The sequence below is a fragment of the Deltaproteobacteria bacterium genome (genome assembly GCA_029860075.1).
GTDB lineage: Bacteria > Desulfobacterota > JADFVX01 > JADFVX01 > JADFVX01 > JAOUBX01.
Genome location: JAOUBX010000044.1, coordinates 17,673 through 37,045, shown reverse-complemented (window position 1 = coordinate 37,045; position 19,373 = coordinate 17,673). Strand labels below are relative to the sequence as shown.

The window sequence follows — 19,373 nt, the reverse complement described above, 5'->3', positions numbered from 1 at the left end:
TGACGCCTGACCAGAACCTTGCCCAGTATGTAGCCAAGTTTCTTCCCGAAAAGGAAGTACTGTACTGGAAAGGTTTCTGCGCCACCCATCACCTTTTAAAACCTGAAGAGGTTGTAAAAGCCAAGGAGCAACACCCTGATGCCGTCTTTATGGCTCACCCCGAATGTGCTCCGGAAATCCTCGACCTGGCTGATCATATTTGCAGCACATCGGGTATGTATGAATATGCCGGAAAGAGTGACGCTAAAAAAATTATTGTCGCTACTGAAAATGGAATCTTATACCGTCTGAAAAAGGAAAATCCCGACAAAGAGTTTATACTCCCCTCAGAGGTTCTTGTCTGCCCCAATATGAAGCTTACTACGCTTGAGGATATTTATGAGTCACTTAAAGAGATGAAGAATATCGTTAAAGTACCCGAGGAGATCAGGGTTCCCGCCAAGAGAGCACTTGACAGGATGCTTGCTGTGCCGAGAGATTAATCCTTTCATTATTTGGATCGCAGTTAATTAATTGGGTAAATAGACCCCTCCTAACCTCTACCCTCTAGGGGCATAAACCCTTGGCAAGGGGAGGAATTATTAAAAGATTTATATTTTTTTCTATTCCCATTCAATGCAGCCGAGCGGAGGCATTAGCTGTGGAAGAAAAGGGGTTATTCTGTCTGAGCGCAGCGAGTTTTAGTAACTTAGAAATAATTTTTATTTCGTAAAGGCACTTATCCGGTTCCGGGCATAAACCCGCCACAGCTAATGCCAGAGCGAGGGGAGTCACGCCAGCGGCGGGATCGGCATTGTAGGGCGGCTTTCTTTTGCATACTTTTCTTTAGCGGTAAAGAAAAGTATGTTGCTTTTGCAAGCAGGATTTGAATAAAGCTTATTCTCTACCCTGAAAATCAAGATTTCTATAATCTATCAATAGGACTACTCTATCCCCCACTCCGCCCATTTACCTTGAAAAACTTTAGCCGGTAGAGTAAAATCCATCTTCACCGATTTAACAAAATGGAGGAATAATGAATATTATGAAACAAATAACTCTTCTTATAATGGCAGCCCTTATTATATTTGCCGGTTGTTCCGAAAAAGGGCATGAAGATCACTCATCTCATGAACAGCACACGACGAAAAAAGCTGAAAAGAAAAAAACTGCCCAAATCTATGAAAATGGAAGGATTGTCCAGTTTGAAGAAACGGCGCCCACGATTAACTTAACGAACCAGGACGGTAAAATTGTTACCAATGAAGACCTGAAGGGAAAGGTTGTTCTTTTCAATTTCATTTACACAAACTGCAAGGAAAGCTGTCCCATTATGACTCATAAATTTATGGACATTGAGAAAGAAATGCAGTCAGAAATTAAAAAGGGGCTCAGACTCATCTCAATAACGATGGATCCCGAACGTGATACGCCGGAAGTACTTAAAAAGCATGCCGCCTCTATCAATGCCAATCCCGAATACTGGTCCTTTCTCACAGGTGAAAAATCGGAAGTAGATAAGGTCCTCAAGGGATTCAGGTTCTTTTACGAGAAAAATGAAGACGGATCATTCGGCCATACCAATGCTATTGTCATGCTCGACAGAAAGGGTGTATGGAAGTATAACTTTAGCGTCCTCACCGTCCCTGTGGACATTCTCGTTGAAAGGGTAAGGAAAGAGTTTTAATATAAACCTGGAAACCACGATCCAACTGCCCCTTCCAGGATAATATTCACCACTATCTTAAGGCAAACTGATAATAACCTTGAGACACTCTTTACCGTCCGCCGCCATATTAAAGGCATCCTGGATTTCATCAAGAGGGAAACGGTGGCTTACCATATCGGAAACGATAATACTGCCGTTACGGATGAACTCCATTGCCTGGGTATGATCGAATGGGGATGAGCCGTAGCTAGTTTTTATCGATATATCATCTCTCCAAAAAGGATTAAAGTCGATACTTATCTCTTCCCCCGGTTTAGGCACGGCAAAAAAGAGAAGGGTCCCTCCTTTTCCTATCAATCCAAGGGCCTGAATTGCCGCATCGAGTGCACCGGCACAAATAATAACACGATCGGCCAGCCGCCCGCCGTTATTATCTTTCACAAATTGTTTAACATCTGCCTTTGCATTAACCGTATGGTCAGCGCCAAAATTACGGGCAGCGGCAAGCCTGTTCTCCTCAATATCGACGGCAATAATATTCCCTGCCCCCATTGCCTTTGCCGCTTTGATATGAAGAAGTCCTGACAGGCCGCTTCCAACAATAACTACCGTATCACCCGGTAATGTGCCAGCCATCCTTTGCCCACGCAAGATCGTGCCAAGGGGCTCAATAAATGTCCCCTCTTCATAACTCATCTCTTCGGGCAAAACCATCAATCCTGTTTGAACACTCCTGCCGCTTACCAGGAGATATTCTGAAAAACCGCCGGGATTAAAATTATTCACTTTCTGCAAAACTTCACAGGCCGTATGGTGATCTTTCAGGCATTCGGGACATTCATCACAGGGGACATGATGAATGGCGAAAACCCTGTCTCCGGGCTTACAGTTTTTAACATCTTTGCCGATCCGGACAATATCACCTGTCACTTCATGCCCAAGGACCAGCGGCGCACGCTTGATACGATACCACTCCATGAGGTCACTGCCGCAAATACCACTGGCCCTTACCTTGACGAGCACATCCCCATCTCCCACTTGCGGGAGAGGTATTTCTTCAATCCGTACATCGCTGTTGCTGTAATACATTCCTGTTTTCACAACTAATTTCCCTTTAACCCTCTTTACTTACTTTCTGGTAGAGATCATAAGCTTGGTCCACACTTTTTCCTTCATGCACAACGGAACGAACGGCACGGATCATTGCCACAGGATTTTCATTTTGAAAAATGTTTCTTCCCATATCGACACCGACTGCCCCTGCCTTGATCGCATTGTAAGTAAATTCCAGCGCTTCTCTTGTGGGTCTTTTCGTCCCACCTGCTATGACAATGGGCGAAAGACAGGCCTCTACAACCTCTTCAAAACCATCACAGTAGTAAGTCTTTACAATATCGGCGCCATTTTCCGAAACAACCCTGCAGGCATGTTTGAGATACCTGAGCGCTTCTTTCTTGTCCTCTTCAGTCAACTCGCCTCCATCTTCCCGCTCACCCTTAACAAACCTGGTAAGCACAGGATCGGCTCCGACAGCTGTAATACCTATAGAGACAAGCCCATATCTGTGGGCTTCTTCAGTAAGCGCTGTCAGGCTTTCTATCGTTTGAGACTGGTGGGGCAGGCCGATATAACATGAAACGGTAAATCCGATGGCATTCATCCTCACCATTTCTTCCGCAGAAACGGTAACAATTTCATCATCCAGTTCATCGGACCTTCTCATGCTGTTTCCACCGGTGGCCCTCAGGATAACAGGCGTCCTGCAAGTGGGATCCATACTGGTTTTTAATCCGCCAATGGTAGGGCTCACGGCATCACAGTAGGGTAGAAGAGGATTGAGGGTTTCCCTCAGGTTAATAAGCCCTGCCGGCGCCCCCTGGAAATAACCGTGGTCTACGGCAAGCAATACGGTACGCCCCGACTGAGGATTAAACATCTGTGCCATCCTGTTTTTTAAGCCGCTCCACTCCACCTGGTAATCAAAAGCATTTCTCATGATGAGAACCTCCTTGTTTATTAAGAAATTTCTAGGAGTCTGTCGGACTTAGGAAATTGTAGCGAGAAAAAGCCATTTTGAGTCAGATTTTTTGATTAAATGAGGCGAATATTGAACATATTTAACGAATTTAATCGGGAAATCTGGCCAAAATAGCTTTTTCGCAGTATATTTGCCCTAAGTCCGACAGGCTCCTAGTTTAAAATTTGAGATCAAACATGATGGATAGTACAAAAAGCGCAGGGAAATTACAACGTTTTTATATTCTTTCAGAGGAAGGAATAACAAGAGCGCAAAGGTTAAGCATACAAAATCAAAGATCACCATAAGAACGCCAGCTTTCGGGGTACTCCGCTGTAAATGTCATCTTTTCCTCTTTTGTGGGATGGGTAAGGCTTAAGATCCTGGCATGCAGAGCAAGCGCTTTATCACCAAATTTTACTCTGGAACCATACCTGAAATCTCCAAGAACAGGATAGCCCCTGGATGCAAACTGCACTCTAATCTGGTGATGCCTCCCCGTGGCGAGATCAATCTCTACGTGAGAAATGCCGTCAAAATAATTTAACCTGCAAAAAGTCAGTTCCGCCGGAAGGCCCTCCTCCTGCTCCGTTACGCGACTGGTAACACCATTTCGAACGATATTATCAAACCACCTGCCCTCTTTGGCCACTTTCCCCTCAACCATAGCGTGGTAGATCTTGGTAACCTTTCTGCTTTTAAATTGCTGAGAGAGGCGGGCGGCGGCTTTTGACGTACGGGCAAGAACAACGACACCTGAAACGGGCCTGTCCAGTCGATGAACAAGACCGAGATAAACATTTCCAGGCTTATTGTACTTTTCTTTAATATAAGCCCTTGCCAGATCGAGGAGAGAAAGATCACCACTCCTGTCACCCTGCACCAGAAGGCCGGCCGGTTTATTAAGGACAAAGAGGTGATTATCACAGTATATGATCTGAGGATTAAACAATTAACTCATACGGGTTTATTAAGGAATGCTTTTTTAGCCTGCATCAAAAATGCAGGCGTAAAAAAAGCGGGCTTCAATAAGCCCGCTTTAGTAAAAATCAATATGAAAAGTTCTTAGTTAGCAGCAACTACATTTGCAGCCTGGGCTCCCTTGGGGCCTTCAACTACCTCGAACTCTACAGCCTGTCCCTCATGAAGGGTTTTAAAACCCTCGCTCTGGATGGCGCTGAAATGTACAAAAACATCTGGTCCATCTTCCTGCTCAATAAATCCAAAGCCCTTTTGCTCGTTAAACCACTTAACCGTTCCTTTTGCCATAGCGTTTTACCTCCTTTCCTAAAAACTCTGGGTACTTCCGACCCATGTGGAGCACTTACGATGGTTCGAAACCCCCATACGGAAAGGAGCGCCCTGCCGTTGTTTTTCTCTTCCATCCCAGTGTGACAACCGACTTCCTGAACTACTTAACCTGCCAGCCTATCGTATTAAAAAAACAGGTAAATCTCTGATTTTGCCCATCTTCTCATAAAAGATGATATACCATCATTTCCACACTGTCAAGAATGATTTTCAGTTCCTTAACAGCGGCTACTGTTTAAATAAAACAGGGGGTTAGCATTAAATCGACTCAAAAGAAACTCTCTTTATTTAACTATTTTCCCAATCTCTTTTTCCAGTTCTTTATTGCCAAAGCCACCCAGAAAGCGACCCTGCACAATACCGGAGGAATCAATAAACACGACACCGGCGCCAAAAGTTATACCATAAGTTCTGGCAATAAGATCTCCTTTGTCAAAACCCACGGGCCATTCCAGTTTTTTCTCCTTTACATAATCGGCTATTTTCTCTTTTTTATCCTGGATACCGATACCGATGATAGTGAGCCCTTTTTCCTTGTATTTACTGTATGCCCCCTTGACCAGGGGAATCTCATCCTTGCAGCGCCATCACCAGCTTGCAAAAAAATAGAGAATAACAGGCTTGCCTCTTAAATCGCTTATACCGATCTGCCCTCCTTCAAGAAGGTCCAACTTAAAGGGTGGCGCTTCCTTACCTACAACAGAGCCCCCTTTTCCACAAGAAACAAGAAGAAACAAAAGGAGGGGAAAAAGGGCATATCTTCTTGCTAAAACACCAGCCATATTAATCCACTTCCAACTCATACATTTTGATTTTTTTATGCAGGTTGCTCCTTTCAAGCCCTATAGCCTCTGCTGTTTTAGTTATATTTCCATTATTTTCAGCCAGCTTTTCTGCAATAAAAGCCTTTTCAAAGGCGTTCCTTGCATCTTTTAAGCTGCCAAAGCTTTCAAAGTCAGGTCCTTTAAGCTCTTTCCCCGGAATATAGGGTGGAAGATCTGACTTTTTTATAACAGAGCCGCGTGTCATGATAACCAGTCTTTCAACGAGATTCTTGAGCTCTCGTACATTGCCGGGCCAGTGATATTGCTTTAATCCTTCAATGGCCTCATCATGGAAACGCTTTGCAGGCCCACCCATGTCCTTGGAATAGAGATTTACAAACTTTTTAACAAGGAGTTCAATGTCTTGCTCTCTCTCTCTGAGAGGCGGTACTTCGAATGGGATAACATTGAGCCGGTAATAAAGATCTTCCCTGAAACTGCCTTCCTTGATCTCCTGCAAAAGGTCTTTATTGGTGGCTGCAACGACCCGTACATCAACCTTGATACTTTTGCTGCCTCCCACCCTTTCAAAGCGCTGTTCCTGAAGAATTCTCAATATTTTGGCCTGCGTTTTAAGACTCATATCAGCAATCTCATCAAGAAAAAGCGTCCCGCCGTTGGCAAGATCAAACTTGCCTCTTTTACTCGAAACGGCCCCCGTAAAAGCGCCTTTTTCATGTCCGAAAAGCTCACTCTCAATGAGTTCTTCAGGAATGGCGGCACAATTGACATCAACAAAAGGCGCGTCAGATCGCTTGCTTTTGAGATGCAGGAGATTTGCAACAAGCTCCTTGCCTGTCCCGTTTTCACCGGTAATAAGCACCCAGGCATTGGAAGGCGCCACGGTAGCTATCTGCTCTTTAAGCTTCTTCATGGCCACACTTTCACCAACCATTTCACGCCAGCCGCCAAATTTTTCTTTCAGTCGCTTATTCTCTTCCTCAAGACGGTGCAGGCTAAGCGCATTATTAATGCACAAAAGCAATTTATCGAGAGAAAGCGGCTTTTCAATAAAATCATAGGCCCCCAGTTTCGTCGCCTGAACAGCGGTTTCGATAGTACCGTGGCCCGACATCATAATGACCTGAAGGTGGGGAAGTTCACTCTTTATCTTTTTTAGCGTTTCCATACCATCAATACCGGGCATCCAGATATCGAGGAGAACGAGATCGGGCCCTTCCTCCTTTGCCATATCGAATCCTTTTTCACCGTCTTCGGCAAGAATTACATCAAAGCCTTCGTCTTTCAGAACTCCCGAAAGGGTGCTTCTTATACTCTCTTCATCATCGACAATCAATATATTGCAATTCAATGCATTCTCCCTTTAACTCATTACAGGAAATTCTAGCATAAACTTCGTACCCCTTGGAACATTATCCTTCACCCTGATAGCGGCTTTATGATCTTTCATGATCGTATCAATAATGGCGAGGCCCAGACCGGTTCCCCCTTTTTTGGTTGAAAAATAAGGTTCAAAGAGCCTGTTTTTATCGTGGAGAGAAATCCCTGCGCCATTATCGGCAACGGTAATCTCCACTTTTCTCTCTTCCTCGTTATGGCGTGCCGAAATTTCAATAACCCCTTCCAACCTCAATGCCTCGACAGCATTTTCAAGAAGGTTAATAAAAACCCGTTTGATCTGCTTCTGATCGAGATTAAGAAGCGGAATATTGTCGGGCATGAAGGTTCTGAAATCAACATCCTTATGGGCTTCACGATAGAGGGAAAGGACCTCTTTAATGATCTCTCCTATATGAGTAGCAACGGGATTCGCTGCGGGAAGGCGGGCAAAACTGGAAAACTCATTAACAAGCGCCTTCAGTTCATCAACCTGGCTGATAATGGTTGAGGTGCACTCTCCAAAAATATCCATTTCGTCATCAACCTTGTCCCCAAATCGTTTTTGCAATCTTTGCGCCGAAAGCTGTATGGGAGTAAGGGGGTTTTTTATCTCATGGGCAATGCGCCGGGCAACTTCCCTCCAGGTAGCAGCCCTCTGCCCCTTAATGAGTTCCGTCAGATCATCGAAAACAAGAACCATACCAAGGTAATTATTTCTTTCATCACGTAATATGGACAGGCTGATAAGAAGAGTCACGTTCTCTCCCTTAAGTGTCAGCTTGGTTTCCCTTTCTATCGTTCCACCGGCGGCAAAAGCGGCCTTTACCATACTCTTTATCATTTCCTGATAATATTTGCCGACCACTTTCTTGTAGTTCCTGTTTAAAATATCCTCCCCTCTAACACCAACCATTTTTTCGGCAGACCTGTTAATGGTACTGATTTTACCCAGCTTGTCCACAGAGATAACGCCCGCCGTCACACTTCTTAAAATGATCTCGATATACCGGCGTCTGTTTTCCAGGTCGAGGTTACTCTTTTCGAGCCTCCTTTTGCTCACTTTGATATCTTCCGTCATCTTGTTAAAAGAACTCACCAGTGTGCCCACCTCATCGCCTGACTCAAGGTCGATCTTAAAGTCAAGATTGCCGTTGGCAACCTCATTGGTTCCTTCTGCCAGTTCCTGAATAGGCACGGTAATCCCCTTTGCAAGGTAAAGGCCGAACCAGATTGCCGTAAAAATAATGACAAGCGTCACCATAAGCAGCGTCATGAGATAATTCATTTTAACGGGATACTTGACCATTTTAAGCTGCCTGTACTCCTTGTAGGAGTTGCTGATATCGGTCATTTTGGCAACAAGCCTGTAAGGAATGTAATAGGTGGCAACAGCGACGGCAACAATATCATCTTTTTTCCATGTTGAATAAATGGGAGAAACGCCCCTTATCATATCCCCTTTGCCTACAGTCTGAATGACGGATGTTTTTTTGCCCATTAATCCATCTTTTATAAGAGAGGACTCGGGTAAGGAGAAAAGGTCGGCAGAAAGGTCGGGGTGAACGGCAGCGGCCAAAACCTTTTGATGCGGTGAAAACACTTCAATACTTCCCAGCCTGTACTCAACAACTTTGGCCTTGAGATACCACCTGAGAGAGTTGAGCCTGTTTTGATTAATGAGCTTTCGCTCCTTGATCTTCTTGCTTATCTGATTGGCATGGTAAATAGCTTCGTCAGCCTTGGCATTATTAAAACTTCTCGATATCTGTTCCGCCCCCTTAAGGGTCTTTTCAACGGGAGCGCTGAACCAATCTTCAATACTGTTTGAAATGAAGGCAACTGAAAAAGAGAAGAGAAGAAGCGTTGGTATAAGCGATAAAGATACAAAGGCGGCAACAAGTTTGGTTTTGAGTTTTGCACCGAGAATCCGGCTTTTTCGTTCAAAAAATAGCTTTACCAGGTTTCTTACAAGGAGGTAAAGAATGAGAAGAAGGAGGATGACATTAATATTAATAATGACAAATATGAGGATATTGTTGGCAACGGGGAGTTCACCTCCCTGCTTGTACAGCGCGGTTTCAAGAAATGTCAGCCCCGCCATTGTCAAAATGGTCCCTATGAGGATGTAAAAATCTCTCCTTCTTCTTTGCCTGTCTTCCAGTTCGGCAATTTTTATCTTTTTAAGGGGAGATATATACATAGTTTAACCGGGATTACTCCGGAAGAAGGAAAGTTTCCGGGAGAAAGGTAAACAAGAGGAAGATGAACGGTGGATAAGGTTCCTGAATAAAATGAATTTCTCTTTGAATTTATAATCCCGTTTCATATTTAAGGCGGCTCAAAAGCTTGACTCCAAAAGAAACCGAGGGCTAAAACAGTCTATATTGGCTGTACGCAGGTGTCAAGAATAACACCTTTTACACCGTCAGCCGACAGAAAGGGATATCCAGGATATAGTGCTACTTGTTCATAATATCGAAAAATTCTCTGTTGCTCTTCGTTTTTTCAATTTTTTCCCTGATAAACTCCATGCTGTCTACAACATTGAGAGGGTGAAGCACTTTCCTGAGTATCCAGATCTTATTGAGGTCTTCCTGTTCAATGAGGAGTTCTTCCTTCCTCGTTCCTGACTTATTAATATCAATGGCAGGGAAAATTCTCTTCTCGACGAGCTTTCTGTCAAGGTGACTCTCCATATTACCGGTTCCTTTGAATTCTTCAAAGATGACTTCATCCATCCTGCTTCCCGTATCGACAAGGGCCGTTGCAATAATCGTCAGGCTGCCGCCTTCCTCAATATTCCTTGCAGCGCCAAAAAATCTTTTCGGCTTCTGGAGGGCATTGGCATCGATACCACCGGAGAGAACCTTTCCGCTGGCAGGTGTAACCGTATTATGCGCCCTTGCAAGTCGTGTAATACTGTCAAGAAGAATGACAACGTCTTTCTTATGCTCAACCAGTCTTTTCGCCTTTTCTATAACCATGTCCGCCACCTGAACATGCCTTTGAGGCGGTTCATCGAAGGTAGAGCTCACCACTTCGCCCTTGACGGAGCGAATCATATCCGTCACCTCTTCCGGTCTTTCATCGATGAGAAGAACGATGAGGTAAACCTCGGGGTGATTGATGGTAATGCTGTTGGCAATGCTCTGGAGAAACATGGTCTTCCCCGTTCTCGGGGGGGCGACAATAAGTCCCCTCTGACCTTTTCCGATAGGCGCAACAATATCGAGAATCCTTCCTGACAAGTTCTTTCTGTCTGTTTCAAGCTTGATATGCTCATCGGGGTAGAGCGGCGTCAGGTTGTCAAATAAGATTTTCCCTCTTGCCGCTTCCGGTTCATCATGGTTTATCTTTTCGACTCTAAGGAGAGCAAAATATCTTTCAGATTCTTTGGGGGGTCTGATCTGACCTGAAATGGTATCACCCGTTCTAAGGCCAAACCGTCTGATCTGGGAAGGAGAGATATAAATATCATCGGGACCGGGGAGATAGTTGTAATCGGGAGCCCTCAAAAAGCCGAACCCGTCAGGCAGGATCTCCAGCACCCCTTCACTGTATATCATGCCATTCTTTTCCGTTTGGGCCTGCAAAATGGCAAATATCAGTTCCTGCTTTCGTTTTCCGGCCGCCCCTTCAACGCCAAGATCTTCGGCCATCTTGATCAGATTGCCGATCTTCTCCTCTTTAAGGTCCTTCAGATTCATATTAACTCCTTCAAGCTATAAATGCTTATATTGTGATTTAGATTCAGAATATTGATAAACAGGGACTTTTGATCCATTACTGATGAAAGGATGCCACTACAAAACCAGCGAGGGCAAAACCTAAAATAATTGATGTTTATTTTATTATAAAGCTGAATTTTCAGATATATTCAATGCAAGAAGATCCGGATTTGAGATGCAAGCAGTTAAGAGTCCTATTTTTTTGAATGATTAATATCTGAATGGCTTCTTTTTAAGGTACGATTTCGAAATAGTGAGAAGGGGAATTCCCCCTTGAGCTGTTTGATATGTTTATAGATCCAGTGTGGATTAAGCTTCGATTACGTTTTAAAAAAAGATAATCTATTTTTAATTCTTTGTCAAGCATAGAAAGAAAAGTTTTTTTATTCCCTGTATTTTGTTGCTTTAGGGGTAAGGTTAAAAGAAATATATTTCAATATAAATGAACATAATACTGATCTGAGCCAATTTATAAATTAAGCCTTTAATCTGCAGCCTTCCTTCAACTTTACATATTTCCTGATTACAGGTAAACTCTACCTGAAATGAAAACCCGTTATTCCAAAATTTCAGGAAAGAATTTCACTCTTATCACTCTCCTCCTTCTCTCATTTCTCATGAACACTTGCCCCGCATGGGCTGAAGGAAAACACCTGGACAACCTGAGACAACTTCTGGCAGCTTATGAAGGCAAAAGTGCTGCTTATGTTCTTGAAAAGGGGGAGGAATCACTCATGGCGCGGGCATGGCTGGCTGGGAATGCAGAGAAATCCATTGATGTACAGTACTTTATCTGGAGCAGTGATAATATCGGCATATTGGCGACGGAAGCGCTGTTGACTGCTGCCGAGAGGGGTGTCAGTATTCGAGTTATCGTCGATGACCTTCTCGTCGATGCCGACGACGAAACCCTGCTGGCTTTGGCGGCGCACCCTAATGTCAATATCCGCATTTACAATCCAAAACATAAGGTAGGCACGTCAAAGATCAAACGCATCTTCAATCTCTTCAGCGATTTTCGGGCATCCAACCAGCGCATGCATGACAAGACCGTCATTGTCGACAACCTTATTGCTATTACCGGCGGCCGTAACATGGCCGATGAATATTACGATTATGACCAGGAATATAATTTCAGGGATCGGGACATCCTCCTCTTCGGCCCTGTGGCGGAAGATATGGAGAGCAGCTTTGAGCGCTTCTGGAAGAGCAAACTTTCTGTGCCGGTAGAAAAGTTGATAGGCGATCCGGAGAAGGGTTTAAAGAAAAAAACTATCCAGGCCAAATATAAGGAGCTCCATGACTATGCAAAAGATAGCGCTAACTTTGCACCTAATGTACGTCAGGCCCTTGAAAATTTACCTCAAAGGTTTGACAAACTGGTCCGGAACCTCACCTGGGATGACATGCGGTTTATAAGCGACCTGCCCGGCAAAAACGAAGGGAAGGAAGGCCTGAAAGGTGGTGGCAAAACGACGACGGCCATCGTGGAGGAATTAAAAAAAGCAAAAAAGAGCATTACCATCCAGTCGCCCTATCTCGTTATGCCCGACGAGGGAATAGAGTTATTTAAAGAGCTAATAAAGAAAGGCGTTAGGGTACGCATCAACACCAATTCCCTGCTTTCCACAGACAACATTCTCGCATTCAGCGGATACAGCAAAAAGCGAAAAAAGCTTGTAAAGGCCGGCATAGAGATTTACGAATACAAACCTCAGCCCGAGGTAATGAAGGAGCTTATCGACCGTTATAAGGAGATGGAAAAAGAACCGCCCATCTTTGCAATCCATGCCAAGACGCTTATCATCGATAGCGAAACACTTTATATAGGCACCTTCAACCTAGATCCACGGTCAGTCAATCTAAATACAGAAGTGGGTGTGTTAATAAACAATCCTTCCCTTGCCAGGCAGGTAGAAGAGAACATCGAAAGGGATATGTCGCGACAAAACAGCTGGGCGGCCCATGTAAAACATGCCGATTCCAGATCGTCCATTTTTAAAAGGATGAAAGTTGGCTTCTTGAAGCTGCTGCCTATGGAGCCGGTACTTTAATAAAACACCCCTCCTGGCCTCCGGAACTGTTCTCCCTTCCTATTTTATGGATTTATGCCCCCTGAGGGTATAAAGGGGTGGTCAAAAAAACATAATTACACATTCAAAACAAAACCCCTTTACCCCTTTTAATATTTCCCTGTATACTTTCCCTTTAAAAAATCTCAATCAAAAAATCATGCTACCGACTAATCCCAAATTCATATCAGCCCTTGAAGATAAATTTCAAATTGCCCTTTCCCAAGAGGAAGTGGCTGAGCACAGTTCACCAGACATGTTGGCAGAGCTTATTCGTTCCAAACTCAACAACTGGACAGATGAAATGAGCCATCCCGATCACGGCTTCTATACGGTCAGAAAATCACTCATGAAAAACTTCGGCCTTTCACGGGATCAAATCCGTTTTGACACTCGCTTCGAAAGCATCTTCGGCAGGAAAAACCGGAAGAAGAACTGGGCCATTCTCTTCTCCTCCATATCTTCACGTAAAAAGGTCTATAAACCCATTGACCGGCCCACATGGCTCAAGGTCGCAATTTACCTGGCCATGCCTTTTGTCGTCTTCCCCGCTGTCTATCTTGGTACTGACAAACACTTCGAATTGGCCGCCTTTTATTCGGTTTTTCTCTTCTTCTTTTTACTGCTTCTGACAGTCCCCTTTAAAAAGGAATTCCCAAAGCAGTTTCAAACCGTAGGCGATCTGGTAAAAATTGCAGGACCTTTTGAAGTAAGGGAGTGGACAAGAGAGGAAGTTGAGGAGATAGTAAAGAAATTAATTACTGATCATATCCCCTCTCCCTGAGGGAGAGGGTGGGGTCACAATGACTTCAAGTAGTTTTTTCAACCATACCCCATTTATCGCCTTTCCTTTATAAACTGACCAAAATAAGGCTTAAAACCACCGAAAACAATTGAAATCATCTCTATTTTATGGTAAAAACTCTAACTTTAAAAAATGAAGCCGACTCACAATTCATTAATTAATTTATGGAGAGAAAAAAATGGATTTTTTAAAAAACTATGATCAACATGTACAAGAAAGAGCAGCACTCAATGTACCACCTCTTCCACTCACCCCTGAGCAGACAGCAGAAGTCATCGAACTGATAAAAGCAAATGACAGCGAAACTGAAAAATTAAAAGAACTCTTATTTACACGCGTTGCTCCCGGCGTTGATGACTCGGCCTATGTAAAAGCGGCATTTTTAAATGACGTAGTACAGGGAAATATATCAACTGCAATATCAAAAGAAGAAGCGGTAAATGCACTGGGCCAGATGCTTGGTGGATACAATGTTAAACCTCTTATCGATGCACTGACCGTTGATGAAGTAGCTGACCTTGCTGCTGATAAACTTAAAAACACCCTTTTGGTCTACGATGCCTTCAATGACGTTGTAGAACTTTCTTCATCCAATGCAAAGGCTAAAGAGGTTATCGAGTCCTGGGCCAATGCTGAGTGGTTTACAAACAGGCCTGAACTGGAAAAAGAGATCACCGTAACGGTCTACAAGATTCCCGGTGAGACAAACACAGATGACCTTTCACCGGCAAGCGAAGCCTTCACCAGAAGTGACATCCCGCTACATGCCAACTCCATGCTTGTTGCAAGGATGGAAAACCCTCTCGATACAATGAAAGAGCTGAAAGCTAAAGGTCATCCTCTGGCCTATGTTGGTGACGTTGTAGGTACCGGTTCAAGTAGAAAATCCGGTATCAACTCTGTTCAGTGGCACATGGGTAGAGATATCCCCGGTGTTCCTAACAAAAGAACAGGCGGCATTGTTATCGGTAACACCATCGCTCCTATCTTCTTTAATACAGCCGAAGATTCAGGCTGCCTCCCCATCGAGACTGATGTTGCCAACCTCGAAACGGGTGATGTGATCACTGTAAAGCCTTACGAAGGTGTCATAGAAAAAGATGGCTCCACCGTAAACACATTTAAACTCAATCCAAATACATTGGCTGACGAGATGAGAGCGGGAGGAAGAATTCCTCTTATCATCGGAAAAGGCCTCACTGCCAAAGCAAGAGAAGCGCTGGGCCTGGGCGCATCTGATATGTTCGCTCAGCCTGAGCAACCTGCCGATACGGGCAAAGGCTATACTCTGGCACAGAAAATGGTTGGTAAAGCTTGCGGTATGGCAGGTGTAAGACCGGGTATGTATGTTGAGCCTGTCGCTGCAACGGTAGGCTCCCAGGATACAACGGGACCAATGACAAGAGACGAAATCAAGGAACTTGCCGCTCTCGGTTTTGGTTCCGATTTTGTTTTACAGTCCTTCTGTCACACGGCAGCCTATCCAAAGCCGGCTGATATCAAACTTCAGCATACACTTCCTGAGTTTATCACTTCAAGAAGCGGTGTTATCCTCAGACCCGGTGACGGTGTTATCCACTCATGGCTCAACAGGTTCTGTCTTCCTGATACAGTCGGTACCGGTGGTGACAGCCATACAAGATTCCCAATCGGCATCTCATTTCCCGCAGGTTCCGGCCTTGTAGCATTTGCCGGTGTTACAGGCAGCATGCCTCTCAATATGCCTGAATCGGTACTGGTCAGGTTCAAAGGAGAAATGCAGCCCGGTATCACCCTTAGAGACCTTGTAAACGCCATTCCTTATAAGGCTATCCAGGATGGCCATCTTACGGTAGAAAAAAAGGGTAAGAAAAACATCTTCGCCGGACGTGTTATGGAAATCGAAGGTCTTGAAGATCTTAAATGTGAGCAGGCTTTTGAACTTTCTGATGCATCGGCTGAAAGAAGTGCTGCCGCCTGTACCGTTAAGCTCAATAAAGAGCCTGTCACCGAATTTCTTGAATCAAACATCAAACTTATCGAGCAGATGGTTGCTGAAGGCTATGAAGATACCAACACGCTTCAGAGAAGAGCTGATAAGATGAAAGAGTGGATCGCAAATCCTGAACTTCTTGAAGCTGATTCTGATGCAGAATATGCAGCTGTCATAGAGATCGATCTTAACGAGATCACAGAGCCTATTCTCTGTTGCCCTAATGATCCTGATGATGTTGCTACACTGACTGAAATTTTAGCTGATGACAAGAGACCAAATGAAAAGATCGACGAAGTATTTGTTGGAAGCTGTATGACAAATATCGGTCTCTTCAGAGCGCTTGGTGAAGTACTGCAAGGTGAAGGTCAGGTTCCAACAAAGCTGTGGATTTGTCCTCCAACAAAAATGGATGAGAAAACACTTCAGCAAGAGGGTTACTACTCCATCTATGGTGCTGCAGGTGCAAGAACAGAAATCCCGGGTTGTTCACTTTGCATGGGTAACCAGGCAAGAGTTGGTGACAACACAATCGTATTCTCAACATCGACAAGAAACTTCAACAACAGACTTGGAACAGGTGCTCAGGTTTACCTCGGTAGTGCCGAGCTTGCTGCTGTTACTGCCATGCTGGGTCGTCTCCCATCAGCAAGTGAGTACATGGAGATAGTTCCCAAGAAAATTACTGCCGATGCAACGGATAGAATCTACAAATATCTCAACTTCCACCAAATCAGTGGTTCTGAACTGGAATTCCTGGTTCACTAAGAAAGAGAGAAAAACAGACCTTTCTATTAAACAGAGGGTGGGCATTAAATGCCCACCCTTTTTTTATTTCACTACCTCTTGCTCTAAATCTCTTCTTCCCTTTAAAAAGTAAAAAACTTTTCCACCCTAAATATTGCAATCTTTTCTTAATTGTGATTTAGTCTATTCTCATTCTTTATGCTGTTAGTCTATTTCTAAAAAGGGGTTTTAAACATGATTTATGCGGGATTTTGGAGAAGACTCCTTGCAGTTTTAATTGATGTCTCATTTGTTGTAATTCTTTATAAAATCATAGTGGCATTTGAGCAGCCATCAATTCCTCTAGAAGTTTCAATATTAACTGTAACTTATCTTTCATTTTCTATTTTTATAGTTGTTCTTAATGCAAAATATGGAATATCTCCCGGAAAATTAATAGCAAGAATTCGCATAACGAAATTGGATGGAAGTAAAATATCCTTTAAAGAAGCAATCCTAAGAAATTCCGTTGATATTTTTTTCAGCATAATCCTTCTTATATCATTATTGACAACTCTTTTTTCACTCACCGATTTACAAAGTTACTTTACCCTGTCATTTGATGACAGGTCAGTATTCCTACATTCCAACACAACACTTTTCAGTTATATCCTCTTTTACATTCAGAATTTATGGTATGCCAGTGAATTAATGGTATTACTGTTAAACAAAAAGAAAAGAGCATTGCATGACTTTATAGCAGGAACGGTTGTTATCACAAACAATCAAATAGGGAGTAAAGAAGAGGAATCAAGCCCAAGGCCAGTAAGATCTATTATCTTTGCATCAATCTATTCTTTAATTGCGATACCTCTTATCAGTGTTAGTGTACCTAAAGAGTATTACCTTTCTATTGAAAAAACGGATAAAAGAGAAGAAGTCTTGGCAAAATTGAAATTGGCAAAAGCTGAATATAAATCTAACGAAAATGGATTAATTATCATTAATTTCCAATCCTCCTCACTGCACACTTTTCTTGAAGATCAAGAGTGGGAAAAAACCAGTTATGAGATACAATTTCAGAAAGAGTCGATGAATTCGATTGATTGGATTAATGAAGATGGCTCAATTATCGAAGAAAATTTAAACGAACTATTTATTCTAATTCATTAGGACCATTTTCATCTAACTTAGCTCGGTAAAATGGGCAATGCCCACGCTACAAAACTTCCCTCTGTATCAGTGGTGGACAGGGTGGAGCGGTGATTCTTAAGCGGGCCTAAGTTTTTCCCTTCTTAAAAATGCTTAAATCAAGGATGGGTGCAGTGAAACGAAACCCATCAATACGGTTTTTTATTGTAGAGTGGATGGCGCTAAGCTGAGCGGATTCCGGGTTTTATATTTTTTCCGGGATTGTATCCGGATTACGCTTGCTCATTTATACTACAAAATCACCGAGGGCTATATATTTAGCAATGGCCTCTTCATCCTCTTCACTGATTTCAATGAATTGGATGCCCATACCATGACCTGATTCCGGGATGTGCGGAAATTTCTCTTTTTTTGAATCGAAATTCCAGACCACTTTTCCTATCACATTGACCTCGTCGTGCACTTTGGAGATGGGAAACTTTAATGTAATGAGAGTATCCTCGCTAAGCATTTCCTCTCCCATGATAAAACAGCCTCTTTGACTGACAGAGTGAACATGACCTGAATATTCAACACCATTAAGGTGATATTTCATGCTTTCATAGATGGGATATCTCTCCTGTTTTCGCTCATAGATTTGTATGTACTTTGATATGACAGCAAGGAACTCTTCCTTGCATATTGGCTTGGTAATGAATTCATCACAACCTGCGGCAAAACATTTTTCTCTGTCTTCCTCTTTATCGGAAACAGTCAGCATAATTACGGCAATATCTTTCGTGTCCTCATTCTCTTTTACTTTCCTGCAAAATTCATCCCCTGTCATGTCAGGCATGTACTGATCAAGAAGTATGAGCTTGGGTTTTTCTTGTTTGAGAATTTGAAGTGCTTCTTTCGGGTCAGTAGCCGTCAGAACATTACAGCCTCTGGCATCGAGAAGTGACTTGATTAAAACAATAAAAAATTCGGAATCATCAACGAGAAGAATTTTATCCACAGGGCACTCCTTTTATTCAGATTAAAGTGAAAGATGGGAAATGAATGTTTATGCTTTAAAATAAGCTTTACTTAAAGCACCGTATTCATCATTCATTCTAATCGTATAATAAGAGTGATAAAGAAAGCTGTCAACTAAAAGATCGATGAAGTATTTGTCGGAAGCTGTATGACAAATATCGGTCTCTTCAGAGCGCTTGGTGAAGTACTGCAAGGTGAAGGTCAGGTTCCAACAAAACTGTGGATTTGTCCTCCAACAAAAATGGATGAGAAAACGCTACAGCAGGAGGGTTACTACTCTATCTATGGCGCTGCAGGTGCAAGAACAGAGATCCCGGGTTGTTCACTTTGCATGGGTAACCAGGCAAGAGTTGGCGACAACACAATCGTATTCTCAACATCAACAAGAAACTTCAACAACAGGCTTGGAACAGGTACACAGGTTTACCTCGGTAGCGCCGAGCTTGCCGCTGTTACTGCCATGCTTGGCCGTCTTCCATCAGCAAGTGAATATATGGAGATCGTTCCCAAGAAGATTACCGCTGATGCAACGGACAGAATCTACAAATATCTCAACTTCCACCAGATCAGTGGTTCTGAACTGGAGTATTTGGTTCACTCATAAGATAGAGAGAAAAAAAGACCTTTCTAATAACAAGAGGGTAGGCATTATGCCCACCCTTTTTTTGTGTTTTAAAGCTTAATACCTTTCCTGGCTTCATGAATATAGATTTTCACTACATAAAAAACGGCGTACTTCTTAAAGAGGTGCGCCGTTAAT

At 43.2% G+C, this 19,373-nt stretch carries 15 protein-coding genes and 1 pseudogene; 7 read left to right on the top strand and 9 right to left on the bottom strand.

The genetic code is table 11. The annotated features are described in order from the left end of the window. Nucleotides 1-482, top strand: a 482-nt coding sequence (locus OEV42_13350; GenBank protein MDH3975260.1) for a quinolinate synthase NadA, incomplete at its 5' end; no start/stop codon positions are given. A gap of 542 nt (nt 483-1,024) precedes the next feature. Further along, nucleotides 1,025-1,666, top strand: coding sequence for an SCO family protein (locus OEV42_13345; GenBank protein ID MDH3975259.1), 642 nt, complete (start codon nt 1,025-1,027; stop codon nt 1,664-1,666). Nucleotides 1,667-1,723: 57 nt separating this feature from the next. Here the strand turns inward: OEV42_13345 and OEV42_13340 are convergent, their stop codons facing one another. The 8 genes from OEV42_13340 to rho all read right to left on the bottom strand — a co-directional run bounded on the left by OEV42_13340 (nt 1,724) and on the right by rho (nt 10,848). Further along, complete coding sequence (locus tag OEV42_13340) at nt 1,724-2,749, bottom strand: alcohol dehydrogenase catalytic domain-containing protein (GenBank protein MDH3975258.1); 1,026 nt, start codon at nt 2,747-2,749, stop codon at nt 1,724-1,726. Nucleotides 2,750-2,762: 13 nt separating this feature from the next. Beyond that, entirely contained in the window at nt 2,763-3,644 is an 882-nt protein-coding gene (locus OEV42_13335; protein MDH3975257.1) for a 3-hydroxy-5-phosphonooxypentane-2,4-dione thiolase, read from the bottom strand. 313 nt (nt 3,645-3,957) lie between these two features. After that, complete coding sequence (locus tag OEV42_13330; GenBank protein ID MDH3975256.1) at nt 3,958-4,617, bottom strand: RNA pseudouridine synthase; 660 nt, start codon at nt 4,615-4,617, stop codon at nt 3,958-3,960. Between the two features lie 113 nt (nt 4,618-4,730). Then, complete coding sequence (locus OEV42_13325; protein MDH3975255.1) at nt 4,731-4,934, bottom strand: cold-shock protein; 204 nt, start codon at nt 4,932-4,934, stop codon at nt 4,731-4,733. 326 nt (nt 4,935-5,260) lie between these two features. Continuing rightward, the gene (locus tag OEV42_13320; GenBank protein ID MDH3975254.1) at nt 5,261-5,758 is read right to left on the bottom strand and encodes a TlpA family protein disulfide reductase; all 498 of its coding nucleotides are present in this window, start codon (nt 5,756-5,758) and stop codon (nt 5,261-5,263) included. A gap of 1 nt (nt 5,759) precedes the next feature. Beyond that, nucleotides 5,760-7,112, bottom strand: coding sequence for a sigma-54 dependent transcriptional regulator (locus OEV42_13315; GenBank protein MDH3975253.1), 1,353 nt, complete (start codon nt 7,110-7,112; stop codon nt 5,760-5,762). 12 nt (nt 7,113-7,124) lie between these two features. Beyond that, nucleotides 7,125-9,341: an ATP-binding protein gene (locus tag OEV42_13310; protein MDH3975252.1), complete on the bottom strand. Its 2,217-nt coding sequence runs from the start codon at nt 9,339-9,341 to the stop codon at nt 7,125-7,127. A 259-nt stretch (nt 9,342-9,600) separates the two neighbouring features. Continuing rightward, entirely contained in the window at nt 9,601-10,848 is a 1,248-nt protein-coding gene (gene rho / locus OEV42_13305) for a transcription termination factor Rho (GenBank protein ID MDH3975251.1), read from the bottom strand. A 566-nt stretch (nt 10,849-11,414) separates the two neighbouring features. On the opposite strand from rho, the gene OEV42_13300 reads away from it, so the two are divergent. From OEV42_13300 to OEV42_13285, 4 genes are all read left to right on the top strand, one after another. Then, the gene (locus OEV42_13300) at nt 11,415-12,923 is read left to right on the top strand and encodes a phospholipase D family protein (GenBank protein ID MDH3975250.1); all 1,509 of its coding nucleotides are present in this window, start codon (nt 11,415-11,417) and stop codon (nt 12,921-12,923) included. Between the two features lie 178 nt (nt 12,924-13,101). Next, complete coding sequence (locus tag OEV42_13295; GenBank protein ID MDH3975249.1) at nt 13,102-13,725, top strand: hypothetical protein; 624 nt, start codon at nt 13,102-13,104, stop codon at nt 13,723-13,725. Nucleotides 13,726-13,924: 199 nt separating this feature from the next. Continuing rightward, nucleotides 13,925-16,486: a bifunctional aconitate hydratase 2/2-methylisocitrate dehydratase gene (gene acnB, locus OEV42_13290; GenBank protein MDH3975248.1), complete on the top strand. Its 2,562-nt coding sequence runs from the start codon at nt 13,925-13,927 to the stop codon at nt 16,484-16,486. 213 nt (nt 16,487-16,699) lie between these two features. Beyond that, nucleotides 16,700-17,617: an RDD family protein gene (locus tag OEV42_13285; GenBank protein ID MDH3975247.1), complete on the top strand. Its 918-nt coding sequence runs from the start codon at nt 16,700-16,702 to the stop codon at nt 17,615-17,617. 265 nt (nt 17,618-17,882) lie between these two features. Here the strand turns inward: OEV42_13285 and OEV42_13280 are convergent, their stop codons facing one another. Continuing rightward, nucleotides 17,883-18,593, bottom strand: coding sequence for a response regulator (locus OEV42_13280; GenBank protein ID MDH3975246.1), 711 nt, complete (start codon nt 18,591-18,593; stop codon nt 17,883-17,885). Between the two features lie 141 nt (nt 18,594-18,734). Here OEV42_13280 and OEV42_13275 point away from each other — a divergent pair. Further along, a pseudogene (locus OEV42_13275) lies at nt 18,735-19,217 on the top strand (aconitase family protein). Nucleotides 19,218-19,373 lie beyond the last annotated feature (156 nt).

Excerpts from the sequence above, each read along its gene's own strand:
- OEV42_13345 (MDH3975259.1), top strand. The coding sequence starts at position 1,025 with ATGAAACAAATAACTCTTCTTATAATGGCAGCCCTTATTATATTTGCC.
- OEV42_13335 (MDH3975257.1), bottom strand. The coding sequence starts at position 3,644 with ATGAGAAATGCTTTTGATTACCAGGTGGAGTGGAGCGGCTTAAAAAAC.
- OEV42_13325 (MDH3975255.1), bottom strand. The coding sequence starts at position 4,934 with ATGGCAAAAGGAACGGTTAAGTGGTTTAACGAGCAAAAGGGCTTTGGA.
- OEV42_13310 (MDH3975252.1), bottom strand. The coding sequence starts at position 9,341 with ATGTATATATCTCCCCTTAAAAAGATAAAAATTGCCGAACTGGAAGAC.
- rho (MDH3975251.1), bottom strand. The coding sequence starts at position 10,848 with ATGAATCTGAAGGACCTTAAAGAGGAGAAGATCGGCAATCTGATCAAG.
- OEV42_13300 (MDH3975250.1), top strand. The coding sequence starts at position 11,415 with ATGAAAACCCGTTATTCCAAAATTTCAGGAAAGAATTTCACTCTTATC.
- OEV42_13295 (MDH3975249.1), top strand. The coding sequence starts at position 13,102 with ATGCTACCGACTAATCCCAAATTCATATCAGCCCTTGAAGATAAATTT.
- acnB (MDH3975248.1), top strand. The coding sequence starts at position 13,925 with ATGGATTTTTTAAAAAACTATGATCAACATGTACAAGAAAGAGCAGCA.
- OEV42_13285 (MDH3975247.1), top strand. The coding sequence starts at position 16,700 with ATGATTTATGCGGGATTTTGGAGAAGACTCCTTGCAGTTTTAATTGAT.